Source organism: Streptococcus sanguinis, from assembly GCF_050225395.1.
Lineage (GTDB): Bacteria > Bacillota > Bacilli > Lactobacillales > Streptococcaceae > Streptococcus.
On record NZ_CP071431.1, the window covers coordinates 1,790,859 to 1,805,286 of the forward strand.

A 14,428-nucleotide genomic window follows, 5' to 3' on the forward strand; every position below is an offset into this window, starting at 1 on the left:
ATTATTCATCAAACAGTCCTTGCAAACCGGCGAAAGGATTGTTCTTCTCTTTTTGAGCTTCCTGGGCAGCGGCGAATTCTTCTTCTGTCATAACCTGCCAGTCCTGACCAGACAGAAAACCTTGACCGGCTTCTTCCTCAGCTGTTAGGATTTTCAGCGGGATATTCATCAGGATATTATCAGCTACACTCTCGGCTATATTAATCTCGCCATTTTCAATCGGAAGCACCAAGTCCTGATCAATCAATTCCTGCGATGCAGCCTGGCCTTCTTCCATGAAAATTTCGTTGACTAGATAAGACTCCTTGAGCTCCACCGGCTCCATACTGCGACTGGACGTCAAGGTAATGGTATAAGACAGGTCATAATCCAGAAAATAAAGGCCGTCTTCATATTGAACTTTTCCTTTGGCTACAATATCCTGAACATCTAAAATCTCAGGATTGCGTTCTTTTAACTCCTCTGCCAAGTCCAGCTTTTTCTCAAAGGCTAGTCCATCTGGATTCTTCCGAATTTCTTGAATATGCAACATAAGTTCCTCTTTGTTTTTTTCTTTATATTATATCATGTTTGAGCGCTTCAATGTTATTGAAAATTATTTTGTTATAATAAATTGTAAGGAGGGAAGACAATGGAACATCTAGGACAGGTTTTTAGATTTTTTCGCGAGGCAAGGCACATCTCTTTATCCGAGGCGACTGGCGGAGAATTTTCAAAATCTATGCTCTCTCGCTTTGAAAATGGGCAGAGCGAACTTTCGGCACAGAAACTTTTTAGCGCTCTCAGCGCCATCCGCACGGAAACGGAAGAATTTACCGTTGCAGCCGGCATCCAGAATCATCATTCTCACAAGGAACTCTTAAGCCAAATTCAAGACCTGTTGCAAGCCAATCAGCTTGATCTCTTAGAAGAACTTTATCTGAAAAAAGAAAAAATCACTCAAAAAAGCAAGCATGCTAGTGATTGGGTTGAACGCCTGATTGTAAAGGCCTATCTCTGTGCCCTCAAAGAGTCTGAGAAGGCTAGCCCAGGCGAGCTGGATTTCCTGCATGATTACCTCTTTTCAGTTGATATTTGGGGGCGCTACGAGCTCAATCTCTTCTCTGTCTGCACTCCGGTTTTATCCCTAGACTTGTTTTCCCAATACACCAAAGAAATCCTCTCAAGAAAGGATTTTGCCGCCTTGTTTGCCAACAACCGCAACACCCTGCACACTACTTTTCTTAATGGATATTTGCTGGCCATCAGTCAGGAAAATATCACCCAGGCAGACTATTTCCAACAAGTCATTGAGCGACACTTTTATGAAGAAAATGAGACTTACTTCCGAATTGTCTATCTCTTTGCTCAGGGAGAGTTAGCTTGTTTGAAAGGGCAAACAGAAGAGGGGCTTTCGCAAATGAAGAAAGCTGTCGATATTTTCCGAATCTTGAACTGTCAGCATAGCGCTGACTACTATCAAGAAGCCCTTGATACTGCTTTTCAAAAATATAGCAAATAATGCAAATCTCCACTTTTAAGCTCAGCGATGTCGAGTTGAAAAGTGGTTTTTTTATGCAAAATATACTCCAACTTACTCATCTTAACAATTGCACCCAAGAATCGTTGAATATATGCAATATTTCCTGCTGCTTAGGTTTTCTATTTTATACTAAAAGCAGAAAGAGCTCTCGCAAGTCACTTTCAGAATTTTACCACTTACTTATGAGACCTAACCAGTTGCCGAAAAGCCCTTGTTTTTGGCTTTAAACGGTCTATAATGGTCATCAGAAAGAGAAAAAAGCTAGATTACAGATGCACCCAATCAGCTTTTATACAATCTTGCAGTTTAGAAAAAGAGTCTACGATGAAATTATTTTTTAAAAATGGGGTCTATGCCTCACTCAGCCTTTCCCGAATCTTCAACACCTTGGGAGCTTCTATTTTCAATATTGTTTTTGTGGTATTTGCTTCCAGTATGCCCAATCCCAAGTTTGCCATTGCTGTGGCTAATTTTATCGTCCTAGTTCCGACATTTTTTACAATCTTTGCCGGCATCAAAGCTGACAAGACTGTTCATAAGGCTCATTGGCTGATTCATTTTGGTTATCTTCAAGCCCTACTCTTTGTCCTTGTTGCCTTCATGACTCGCTCCAGCTCCTACCTAGCCTTTTCAGCCGTCTGCTTGATGAATATTCTTTCAGATATCATCAGCGACTATCGGAGCGGCCTGCAAATGCCGATTTTGAAAAAGAATGTTCCAGAGAAAGACCTTATGGAAGCCTTCTCTTTTACCCAGCTTATCAGTTTTCTCTGCAGCCTGGCCGGACAAGCTTTGGGAGTTTGGCTCCTAACCGTCAGCCAGCAAGACTTTTTCTTAGTTGCTTTGGTTAACGCTTTGACCTTTCTCCTATCCTCCACCATCCTCTACTTAGTCCGCCGCAGATTGACCCATGACCCAGTGGCAATTTCTGAGAAAAAAGCTCCTCTGAAGGAAGAATTGAAGAAAATGTACACATCGTCCAAGCTGATCTTTGAGCAGGAAGGTTCTAACAATTTTCTCAAACTGCTGGCTCAAATCCTGATCGTCAACGCTATGGCAGGTTCTCTTATAGCTCTTTATAATCTCTACTTGCTGGATAACCCCATCTTCCAGCTATCCTTTAGTCAGTCTCTCTTGGTTCTTCAGACCACTCTTGTCCTAGCCATGATTGCAGCCAGCCTGACGCCCAACGATTACTTTAGCCGTCTCTCTCTAAATCAACTAACCCTCTGGGCTGCTCTTACCATGATTCTGCTTGCTGTCAGCAATTTTTTGCATCTGCCTGTTTTCGTCGGCATTGCTTTTGGATTTTTACTAGCTTATATCTCCGGTAAGATCAATCCCAAAATCAACACCCTCTTACTGAGCAAATTGCCTTCTGATGTTCTCGCTCAGACTTCCAGCTTTCTGAGTCTGCTCTTTTCTTTCTCTGTTCCCTTTGGTACTATGGTCTTCAGCAGCCTAGCCCTCTGGAATATGAACGCTAGCTGGCTCATCTTCAGCATTATCGGTGTGATTTCTCTGCTCCTATCTATCGAAAAAAAGAAAGATGTTAAAGAAAATTGATAGATCAATCTTGTTTCTTTTAAATCAAAATTTATTCGCCTGTAAGACAGTCATAACAAAAAGGAATCAGGCAATAATCGTCTGATTCCTTTAGATAAAACACGCGCGCTACCCTCGTTTGATTCTTCCTTTTTCTTATAATTCTCTAGTATTTTCTGCAAAAATTACCGAGAAAATCGAAATTAGGGGAATCAGTAGGGGGAAAGGGGCGCGTGCGAATTTTAAGCTGAATTTTCACTATATTTACTAGAAATTATGGTACAATAGTCATAAGCAAGGAGCTGCAACTCCTTATTATGATAAGAGCTTATTTAAATTTGCGGGGTTTGCGAGTTTGCTTAGGCTCTTTTTTTATTCTCTTAATGAGTTCTAACAACATAACTAAAATAGTTAGAAGCCTTACTAGTGAATCTAAGAAATTAGTTGATACTTGTAGAAAGTTACTAAAAAGCTCTAGCAAACCGCTCAATGCGCTTAGCGAAATTTGCAAGATTGGGAACAATTCAAACGATAGTTTCAAACTTGCCGCTAAAAATAAAATTACATTTAGCTGATGCATATTCATCACCTCCCTCCATTTAATTTTAAATGTATTATATCGATTCTGTAGAATCGTGTCTATGCTAGAAACTATAACTTTACACACACTGTATATTTTATAAAATCAATACTACTGTTAGAAAGTTGATAAAAGTTTCTAGAAAATTGCTGAACCTCCTTTCACCTTGTATTCTAGCACCGTTTCAAAATATTGTCTAAGGCAACTATAGGTCTTTTAGAGCAATCTTTAATTTTTTTTAGAGCAATCTTTAGCTTTTTTATAGCTAGGAGAACTTTTTATAGTCAGGATAGCTTTTTATGGTCAAAGAAGCTTATCCTTTTTTTATTCTATCATCCATCGTCATTTTTTTCATTTACTTTGGAAGACTTTTTCACACAGTGTATTCTATAAAAAACGATAGAAACAGTTATAGTCATTATAAGCCCTTTTACTGATTCTAGAAGTGCTTCTAATGAATTTAAGAAGCCAGTTGCTACTTGTAGAAAGTTATTAAAAGCCTCTAGACAACTGCTTAAGGTAGTTAGCAACTCTGGTTGGAGTAGCTTTTCGATTATAAATTGAATGATAAATAAATGATTCATAATTACATTTCCTTTCTAATGAATTTAAATTACAAAATATAGTATAATGGTGAATTTTTGAAATAATCGTATTTTTTAAAAATTTGTGTTAAAAATTTTTAAAATATTGTTGGAAAGACGCTTAAAAACTCTCCTATCGCTTGATACGACTGACTTTTCAAGCTCTTTTCGTTTCCGTTTAAAAATTTTAATAATTTCCAAAACTTTCTTTTTTATTTCTTTAATTAGCTCAATAATCCTCTGAATCCTCGAAATACATAAAAGAATATATGGAAACGAATTGTCGAATGGATAAAATTGAAAGACACAATATGCTAACAAAAGAATGTTCCGCAATAAACTAAGCAATTTTGTTCCGATTATTTGTTTTTCATAGGGAGTAAAGTTTGTTATAACTTTTACTAGATTTGTTTTAGTGTTTGTCAATATGAAATCTCCTGTTTTTAAAATAATTAAATGAATGATAACTAAAAATTTTTTCTTTTTTTCCAAATTGGTTTTCTCCTTTTTTAAACTAATATAGAAAGCGATAGTCGTCAGAATTATAAGAATATTGTTCATACTTTGATTTCCTTTCTAATGAAATTTTATTATTATTGTTACTTATACGATTCACCAAATATTTTTTGCTCATCTGAATAAGTCCTTTCTTCTTAAAAAATTAATGGTATTCACTGCTATTCACGCGATTTATCTTCATCACCTCCTTTTATTCTTGCTGATGAATGCACTTTACATTACATATTATAAAAGTAAATTTTTCGACCAACTTTTACATTAGATATTATAAAAGTAAATTTTTCAACTAACTTTTACACTAGGTATTATAAAAGTAAAATAAATGCTATTTTTCAGTTGTTGATAAAAATATAATAAACGTAAAAAATTTGATTTAGTTTGTAAATCTTTTTTATATTTTATAAATACAAGGTGTTTTCTAAGAGAAATGAACTTTACTTTTTAGTTCTCGCCCTTATTTTGATTTACCCTAGAATGTAGTAAAATAAAAAACGATAACTTCTTATTTAGAAGTTATCGTTTTTGTATATTAGAAAGCTAAAGATTAAGTTTCAGCTATTTCTATTGCTATTAGTTCCAGCCAAAGCGTCTGCCTCTACCATTGCGGTCAAAGTACATCCAGCTTCCATCTTCCAGCTGAATCCATTTATTGCGCGCCATTTCACCTGAATTCGGATCAAAGTAACGGTTAGCACCATTGACATAGACAACCTTGCCTTTGACTTGCTTGCCATTTTGGTCGAAGTAAAGGGTTTGTTGACCAATCTGCTGCAAACCAGTCACTGCTTTACCAGTCTGATCGAAGTAATACCATTCGTTCTTGGCACCTTCAACAAACTTATTAGCTGCCATTTCACCGGAGTTGGCATCGAAGTAACGGATAGATTTATCAGCCAGAGTTACTAGCTGTCCTTTGACTTGCTTGCCATCTTGGTCAAAGTAAAGTGTTTGCTGGCCAATCTTCTGAAGACCTGTCACTGCTTTACCAACCTGATCGAAGTAATACCATTCATTCTTAGCACCTTCTGCAAACTTGCCGACTGCCATTTCTCCTGAATTAGCATCGAAGTAACGGATAGTTTTATCAGCCAGAGTCACTACTTTACCTTTGACTTGCTTGCCATCTTGGTCGAAGTAAAGGGTTTGCTGACCAATCTTCTGAAGACCTGTCACTGCTTTACCAGCTTGATCGAAGTAATACCATTCATTCTTGGCACCTTCTGCAAACTTGCCGACTGCCATTTCTCCTGAATTAGCATCGAAGTAACGGATAGTTTTATCAGCCAGAGTTACTACTTTACCTTTGACTTGCTTGCCATCTTGGTCGAAGTAAAGGGTTTGTTGACCAAGTTTTTGAAGACCTGTTACGGCAACACCATCTGCTCCGAAATAGTACCAGTCACTTGGATTATCACCTTGGGCAAAGCGGTTAGCAGCAGCGTTACCTGAATCCTTATCAAAGTAACGAAGTTTACCATCTTTGGCACGCGCAATCTTCCCCTTGACTTGATAGCCGTTTTGGTCGAAGAATTGCTGATTGCCGCCCATGGTTACCAGACCTCTAGCCATGACACCCTTGGCATCAAAGTAACGCCAGTTTTGACCATCAGTAGTGTAGTAACGGTTGAGAACTTGGGAGCCAGTCTTATCGTAGTAGTACTGATTGCCGTTTTCATCTTCACGGAGAGAGTCTCGCAACTGAATACCATTCTTGAGGAAGTAGAGCTGTTTGCCGTCAATTTCTTGCGCGCCTGTCACCAGATAGCCACGGTTGTTGAAGTAATACCAATTTCCATTTTCATCTTGGATAAAGGCATTCTTAGCCTCATATCCACTAGTTGAATAGTACTTAGTACCACTAGCATCACTAACAAATCCAGTGGAAGCTTTCTTATTGACTAGTTGCTTAGGCAGTACCATCTCACCATTCTTGTTGTTGAGGTATTCGTTGCTAGCCCAGTCTTTAAGAACATAGTAAGCACCACGACCTAAGATATTGGTACCGTTGAAGTGTTTAGCTGACCACTTGGTAATCTTCTCATCAGTCGTCATCTTTTGACCGTTGGAAATCTGTACTCGTTCAAAGATTTCTGGGTATTTAGCTTTGAGTTCATCCAAGAAGGCTCCACCATACTTGCCTTGATAGTCTGTACCATTCGTTCTAGTATTGGCAACGTAAAGTTTTTCCTTGATTTCTGCGCCTTCACGGTAGGTTCCATAGTTGTTGACACGAGTTGCCGTTACCACTTCCTTGCCTGGCAGGTTGTAGATTTGGTCTGGCACCCAGTCCGCAATGGCTTGGATATTGACACTGTGAAGAGCACGGAGAGCATTGAGCAGGTCATTTAAAGAACCATATTTATTGTTCTTGCTCATTGCCATGTCATAACGGTCTTCAAAGGCATAACCATTCTGGATGATAGAATCTAGGAAAGTCCCGTCCTGGCTAGATACATACTGAGGCGGCAGCTCAAATGAAGTCACTCCCCATTCTTTGAAGAGGTTGACATTTTTAGCAATGACTTTATTGGTATACTGATCATCACGGGTTGCAAAGTCTTGGAAGTTAGAGAAACCTTCGTAAATCAGCTGAGAATCAAGGGCTGCGCTAGATTCGTAAACCTGACTGCTGGCATTTTTCTTCTTGCTGGCTGCTACACGAGCATCCTGATCTGCCTTAGCACCAACTGGTACCCAAACAGCCAGATAACCAGAAACTTGGACATTGCTGTAGCCTGCGATATCATTCATATCAAAGGTCAAAATACCATTAGCATCTGTCTTCTTCCAGAGCGATTGCGGCACTTCTTCGTCAGTTAGATAGCGGGAAATACCATCTTTGGTCGTCAAGAGTACCGGACGGTAGTATTGATTCTTATGGGCTGCTCCCATATTGACTTGCAGTTTATCCCACTCGTTCAGCTTAAGATTCGGGTTATTAGAAGCAATAACTGCCATCCCTTGGGTACGAGTCTCTTCTGTTCCTTCATCTGTCGCTTCGTTGGCACCAGTACCGTAACGAACAGAAGTCAAAATTCCATTGTAAGACCATTTATCCGCCTCACGAGGCACACCCATATAGGTGACTTTCATATCCTGACCGCCGGCTACATATTTAATACGAGCCCGTAACAAGGCATCAATAGCGTCATAGTAAGGAGATTTCTTCTCCATATATTGGCCATCATCAGTATAGAGATCCCCATAGTAGACCCGAGTGATGGAGTCTTTGTTGGAGAGCATGAGGGCATGAGCAGTTGGGATATTGAACTGCGTATACTTCTTGTCCGCCTTGCGCATATCTTCATTGTAAATCTTGAAGGCTTGCTTGAGCTCATCCATGGTAAAGGTCAAACCATCAGTATTTGGATTGATATTTTCCCGAATGATGTCGGCAATAACGGTTTGCACTTCACTGTCATGAGCTCGAACAAAGATATAGTTGGCCATCCGTTCGCCATTTTTCTTTTCAGTAGAACGGTCATTCAGGCTGTTGCTAATCGTTGGCTCAACTCCGCTACGGACAGAAAGCTTACGCATGAACGAATAAAGTAAGGACAGACGAAGCTTATTATCAATCGGCAATTGAGCACCCTTGGTGTCCTTGTTGTAGTCAGGGTCGTTGTCAGACCAAGCTTCCAAGATAGACAGATGCTTAATAGCCTGCTCTTCACTTTCTCCAACCTTGTAGCGAGACTTGAAGTAATCAGAAGCAATTTGGAGCAAGTCCGCATTGACATTGTCTACCGCATCGACACGGACTCCGTCAAAGTTAGCAGTCGGATCGTTGGCTACGATGCTTCCGAAGTTCATCATAAAGTGCAGCCAGTTGAGTTGCTCAGCCTGAACAGCTGGATTAGAGTTGTCAAAGTCGTTGGCTAGCAGGAACTCATAACCGCCAGTTGACTTGTCAATGAAGTACTTAGGTGTACCAGTTTGGTTGGTAGGTGTGCGGTTCAGGATACGGTACTTAGAATTAGCATGAGAAGTCTTATCACTATTGGTATAAAGCAAAGCTCCGCCTTGCAAGTGGTCCTTATTAGTACCAGTTGTTTCAGACTCTGTCTTGATATTCCAGTTTGGCTGAGTTTTGACAAATGTGCCCATCAGTGTTCTCAGCCATTTAGTATCGCCTTCTTTACCGATTCTTTCTTCAATTTTGCGCTGAACCTGCTGAGAAGCACCTGTCAGGATAGCTTGTTCCACTTTGTTTTCAAAAGCTCCTGCTCCCAAACCTTGCTGGTTCATATAGTTGAGATAGCTAACCTGCGTTTGCTTATCAGGCCACCAAGCCATTAAAAGCGGACGCAAGTCAGTCTCTGTAGACTGAGTCCATGTTTTTCCATCCTTGAGGATAGCTTTTGGACGATACCAGCTATCTGCTGTCAGGTAGCCGTCAACTGTTTCAATATCCTTTTCCGTAGTGCCATGGAAGGCATTCATTCTGGTAAATTCATTGTTAAGACTGCTAGTACCTTGCTGGAATTGATACTCAGCTGAATCAATCAAAGCTCCAGTCTCTGCATCGAAATAAAGAATTTTTCCATTGAGCTCAACAGCGAAATTCTTTTTAACTGTACCGTCGTCCTGAACATAATATTTCTTGCCATCAATGGTCTTAATGTGAGATAAGACATCGTCATCATGCTCAGTATTAACAGGTGCTGCTTGGGCTTGAGCAGCAAGCATTCTTTCAGCTATCGCTCCCTGTCTTTGAGCTGGTTCTGGCAAGCGGTCTTTCTTTGCAACTTTTGGATTTGCAACAATCTTGTCTGTAACAGTCTTCTTTGCTTGTTTGTCAGCAGTTGCTGGACTTGCTTGTCTATCCTGAGCAATTGCTGCAGTGTTAGCAGTTTCTGATGTTGCATTAGCTACTTTTGCTTCTTCAGCAACGGCTGCCTTTTCTGTAGTTGCTGTTTCTTCTACTGCCGGCTTAGTCGGCTCTTGAGCATCTGTTTGAGCTGTCGCTTCCGTATTTGCTGCAGTTTCAACAGTTTTTTCACTGGCTACAGCAACATCAGTCACCTTGTCTGCAGAAGTTACTTTTTCTGCTTCCAACTGAGAAGCTGAGTTGACTTGTACTTGAACTGGCTGACCTGAGCCACTATCCTGAGCTGCAGTTGGTTCTTGAACTGCCACCTGCTTAACATCATCAGCGTGGACAAGACCTGCTTCGAGACCAAGTACTTTTGGTGCTACGATAAGTGCTAAGGTAGTCACACCGATGGCTACCCAGTTCTTCTTAACTTTATGCATCTTATAATGAATTTTTTTCTCCATCATAAAGCCTCCTTCTGAATTTGGTATAAAGTTATACTCTTATTCTAGTATATTTTTAGAGATGAGTCTATTTTATTTGCACATCTGCAACTGCGAAAGGCAAATTCTTTCAAACTGAGCCTTGAGCTTCTGGGCAACACCGAAGGAATCTAAAAATTCCAAGAAAGATAAGCACTCCTCAATATCACTCAGAGCATAGCTATTCCCAACCTTGTAGGAATAAAGAGCCCTATGATACTTAATCAGCATCCGATCATAAAGATCTGTCTCAGGGATTTTAGAATGGTCAAGATAATTGAGGAATCTCATAGCAACCAGCAAATGATTACTCTCTATACAGACGCTGATAACATTAAGCAGCATCTTGATAATACGCCGGCGATTCTCCGGTAGATTATTATAAAACTGGGTGCGGTTAATCATCTCACTAGCAAAGGTCTCCAGTGTTTCCAAGGTCAATAGATCCACACTATTAGTAAAGAGCCAGAGCTCATAACGCCCCCACTCCTCAACGGAAAAGAGATAATCGGTCAGAAATTCTACATCTTTCTTGCTAATCTGAAAATCTGGACTGCAGGAAGACAATACTGCTCTAACAACAATTGTATTAAGCCTATAATTCTTCTTCTCAGGGAACTTTTTAGCCAAAGCTTCTGAGCTAGCCAATATACTTTGGAGCTTGACGACATTGTTTTCCTGATAAGCATCAGCTACTTTTTTTGAGAAAAGCGCATCATCTGCCTCAATGTAGTTATGGTAAACATACTGAAATTCGTCTAGAGAAACAGCCATATTCTTTAAGCAGCAATAGAAAGAATCAAGCGTGATACCACTGACTCCCCGCTCAAAACGAGACAGCTGAGCCACTGAAATATCTCCGGCTGCAGCCTCTTTAAGAGACATGTTTTTTGATTCTCTAATGACTTTGAAAATTTTTCCAAATGTTTTCAACATATTGAGCCCTCGGTTTCATATATGCAATAAAATTTTTTACTAAATTTAATATACTAGTAATATATTTCGTATATGTTACAAAAAAATTACTTTATATTTCCAAATAATACAAATAGATTAATTTGAAAGACAGGAATACTCAATATAGTGATTTTTTTTGAAAGTTTTATGGTTTTCAAGAAAATATTGATTTTATAAGAATTTCAGAAGGGTTCAACCTGACAACTTGAAAACATTGGCTTTTTTAAATCTAGCCTCCTTACTTATACAAAAATAAACTTGGATAATCTAAGGTTTATAGATGACTGACATAAAACTGTAACAAAATCTAAACGAATATTTTTTAGACATGAATGAAAGGAAGTAAAATGAATCTGCCTAATGAACTAAAATAGATTTGACTAAAAAAAGAGGGAATAGAATCATAAAATTCCCCCTCTTCTATTCCTTTCTGTATCAATCAGGCCAATCAACCATGTGGTCATACCCTTCGTCTATGGAATAGCCTATACTACCGCGATAAGAGTATTCTAGCAATGATACTGACCCTTCAGTCAAGTCTTGGTCACTGTCGTTCTTATTTAACTGGACTAACTTTCCGTCCTTAATTTTAGCAAAAAATTGCTTTTTGCTAGTAACATTATCCTTGTCTGTCTCCTCTATCTCAAAGACATAGTTTCCTGTCTGAAAGAGGGAATAGTCCATATCATGCAAGAATTTTTCTCCTGAATCTGAAGCAAAGAGCCTTTGCTTCAGATTCAGCTCAATTCTAATACTGATCCAAACATCTTCTTTTTCTAGCAATTTCTCATCAGTAATATCAAAGAGAGAATTTAACTTGAAATCTTTTTCCTCAAAGCTCTTGGGTTTTAAGCGCTTAGGATTAGTTATGTACTCTACAGAAACCTCTGTATTCCCATAATGAGGAATGATATTAACACTCTCATCTATATTATCTAGACTTTTTTCTACATTTTCTTTCGTTTTGATTAGATTTTCTTGACTATTTTCCTTTTGGAGAATAACTCGCAGGATGGGAGAAGGTGTTGTTTTCGGATCAATAAACGCAGCTTCTTCAATGCCTCCCGCCTTATTGACTCGAACTTCTTCATAGAAAGAATGCTTGCCAATAGTTACTTTAAATTTCCCGATTGGGTATATATCATTAAAGTCTGGATTATTCGAATCTTCTTCCCCGTATCCACTTGGTACAGTCTCTACCTTAGCATCCACACCTCGCTTTTTGTACTCCTGCTCCAAGCTGCTGAGAACTCGGCTGGTTCGTGTTAGTTGGGGAATGATAGGCTGAAAAAAAGCTACAATCATGAGCAAAGTTAGCACGCCATTAACCACATGCCCTGCCCAGAGCAGTGCCTTCTTTCTTTGTCCTTTGAGTCCATACCGAGCGTAAAGATAGCTGAGGAAAGACAAAATCGAGCATAGTGGCACAACCCCTATCAACCAGCGATAAGGTTCTATGGTTCGCGTATCTTTCAAAGCAGAGATGAATGGAAATAGCTGAAGCAACAGAGTCAGAATTAGACTGATTGGAGCCAGATGAAGCGAGTCCTTGCTTGTCTTTATACTCTGAATCAGCGAACGAAAGCTCAAAATCAGATAAATAAACAGATAGATCAGAACAACACACTTAAAAATCATACTAAACATCATAAACTGCATTAATATGCTTGTCTTGCCTGAACTCAGAAATTCTATAGTAGATAGCATTAGAACTATAACTGCATAGCCACCCAAAGGGGCTATTATTGTAGACAGAATCCAATTAACAATATAAAAAATTGCAAATAAATCTTTAGAGGCTTTTAGTTTTTTCATTACATTTCCTACTTACTATATTATTCATCTATCATTATAGCATAAACAATAAAAAAACTGAGATTTCTCCCAGTTTTTACATATGTCTCAAGCGCTCCACCCGCTCTGAGATGGATGGGTGCGTATAGAAGAGTTTCTTCAGTCCGCCTTCTTTCTTAGGGTCGCTGATATAGAGAGCTGCGCTTGCATCATCGACATGATGTTCCATAGGCTCACTGCGATCCAGCTTGAGCAGGGCATTAATCATCCCTTGCGGATTGCGGGTCAGCTCTACACTGGAAGCATCAGCCAGAAACTCCCGCTGACGAGAAATGGCCAACTGCACCAAGGTAGCTGCCAAAGGTGCCAGAATGATGGCAATCAGCGATACGATAAGGAGAATAATTCCCAAACCACTATCGTTATCTCGATCATTACTACTGCGCCGTCCGCCACCAAACCACATCATCCGGCCAGCCAGGCTCGACAACATGGTAATAGCACTGGCCAAAGCCACAGCAATCGTTGAAATTCGAATATCGTAATTACGAATATGACTGACTTCATGGCCAATCACTCCCTCAAGCTCCTCACGATTCATGATTTGCAAGATACCTGTCGTTGCTGCGACAGCTGCATTTTCAGGCTTAGAACCGGTCGCAAAAGCATTGGGAGAGGGATCCTCTACGATATAGACACGTGGCATAGGAATCTGAGCGACCATAGCCATATCTTGTACGATATGATAGAGCTCAGGTGCTTCCTGCTCAGAGACCTCACGGGCTCCGTTCATCGCCATGACCACTTCTGTAGACTGAAAAATCATCACTCCGGCATAAATAGCTCCGATAATCAAGGCTAGCAAGACACCACCTACAGCAGACCGCAGCCAGAGATAGCCAACAGCCGCTCCAAGGAGAGCCAAGAGACCGAAAAAAGCGATAAGGAGGAGCCATGTCCTCCTTTTATTGCTGGCAATTTGATCAAATAGCATCTTAGTCACCTAGTCCAGTACTGCCAAAGTCAACTTTTGGCACAGCCTTTTCTTCTTCTGGTGTCTTGAGGAAGTCTGCAGCTTTAAAGCCAAACATTCCTGCAACAATATTGCTTGGGAAAGTTTCCAGCTTCACATTGTAGTTGCTAGTTACTGAATTATAAAGCTGACGAGAATAAGCGATTTTATTTTCTGTATTGGTCAGCTCTTCCTGCAACTTCAGGTAGTTAGTGTTAGCTTTCAGATCTGGATAGCTTTCAGCTACTGCAAAGATTCCAGAAATCTGACGAGAAAGAGCGTCACTGGCTTGCATAGCTTCTGCTGGTGAAGCAGCTGAAGCTACCTGGTTGCGCAGTTGCGTTACCTTTTCCAAGGTTGCCTGCTCATACTTCCCATAGCCTTTGACCGTTTCCAAGAGGTTGGGAATCAAGTCATTACGACGCTTGAGCTGCACATCAATCTGGCTCCAAGCTTCCTGAGTCTGCATGCGGCTTTTAACCAAAGTATTGTATGCGCCAACGACAAAGAATGCTAAAACCGCGACAATAATAAGAACAATAATAAAAGTCATGATATACTCCTTCAATTTTGATTAGACTTATTATATCAAAAAATAGTGGAACTGTCTTTATTCT

11 protein-coding genes are annotated in these 14,428 nt (G+C 39.8%); 2 read left to right on the forward strand and 9 right to left on the reverse strand.

The features are described from left to right. Position 1: 1 nt before the first annotated feature. Entirely contained in the window at positions 2-532 is a 531-nt protein-coding gene (locus J1C81_RS08705) for a YceD family protein (protein WP_002900960.1), read from the reverse strand. Between the two features lie 99 nt (positions 533-631). Between J1C81_RS08705 and J1C81_RS08710 the strand changes: the two genes are divergently transcribed. Further along, positions 632-1,501, forward strand: a complete 870-nt coding sequence (locus J1C81_RS08710) for an Rgg/GadR/MutR family transcriptional regulator (protein ID WP_002915728.1) — start codon at positions 632-634, stop codon at positions 1,499-1,501. Between the two features lie 345 nt (positions 1,502-1,846). Continuing rightward, a complete protein-coding gene (locus J1C81_RS08715) occupies positions 1,847-3,088 on the forward strand; it encodes a transporter (RefSeq protein ID WP_032909753.1) in 1,242 nt (413 codons plus the stop codon). Positions 3,089-3,395: 307 nt separating this feature from the next. Here J1C81_RS08715 and J1C81_RS08720 read toward each other — a convergent pair whose 3' ends face one another. The 8 genes from J1C81_RS08720 to J1C81_RS08755 form a co-directional block, all read right to left on the reverse strand. Further along, positions 3,396-3,647, reverse strand: coding sequence for a hypothetical protein (locus tag J1C81_RS08720; RefSeq protein WP_155114773.1), 252 nt, complete (start codon positions 3,645-3,647; stop codon positions 3,396-3,398). Between the two features lie 332 nt (positions 3,648-3,979). Next, positions 3,980-4,231 (reverse strand): hypothetical protein, encoded by a 252-nt coding sequence (locus J1C81_RS08725; RefSeq protein WP_002915733.1) that lies wholly within the window; start codon positions 4,229-4,231, stop codon positions 3,980-3,982. A 75-nt stretch (positions 4,232-4,306) separates the two neighbouring features. Continuing rightward, complete coding sequence (locus J1C81_RS08730) at positions 4,307-4,792, reverse strand: hypothetical protein (protein ID WP_427197457.1); 486 nt, start codon at positions 4,790-4,792, stop codon at positions 4,307-4,309. A 528-nt stretch (positions 4,793-5,320) separates the two neighbouring features. Next, positions 5,321-10,033 carry a glycoside hydrolase family 70 protein gene (locus J1C81_RS08735; RefSeq protein ID WP_002915736.1) on the reverse strand — a complete coding sequence of 1,571 codons (4,713 nt, stop codon included), beginning with the start codon at positions 10,031-10,033 and terminating at the stop codon, positions 5,321-5,323. A 69-nt stretch (positions 10,034-10,102) separates the two neighbouring features. Beyond that, positions 10,103-10,984 carry a helix-turn-helix domain-containing protein gene (locus J1C81_RS08740; RefSeq protein ID WP_002898077.1) on the reverse strand — a complete coding sequence of 294 codons (882 nt, stop codon included), beginning with the start codon at positions 10,982-10,984 and terminating at the stop codon, positions 10,103-10,105. A gap of 456 nt (positions 10,985-11,440) precedes the next feature. Next, entirely contained in the window at positions 11,441-12,820 is a 1,380-nt protein-coding gene (locus J1C81_RS08745) for a hypothetical protein (RefSeq protein ID WP_002915738.1), read from the reverse strand. A gap of 76 nt (positions 12,821-12,896) precedes the next feature. Continuing rightward, a complete protein-coding gene (htpX, locus tag J1C81_RS08750; RefSeq protein WP_032909755.1) occupies positions 12,897-13,793 on the reverse strand; it encodes a zinc metalloprotease HtpX in 897 nt (298 codons plus the stop codon). 1 nt (position 13,794) lies between these two features. Further along, positions 13,795-14,364 (reverse strand): LemA family protein, encoded by a 570-nt coding sequence (locus J1C81_RS08755; RefSeq protein WP_002915741.1) that lies wholly within the window; start codon positions 14,362-14,364, stop codon positions 13,795-13,797. Between the last annotated feature and the right edge of the window lie 64 nt (positions 14,365-14,428).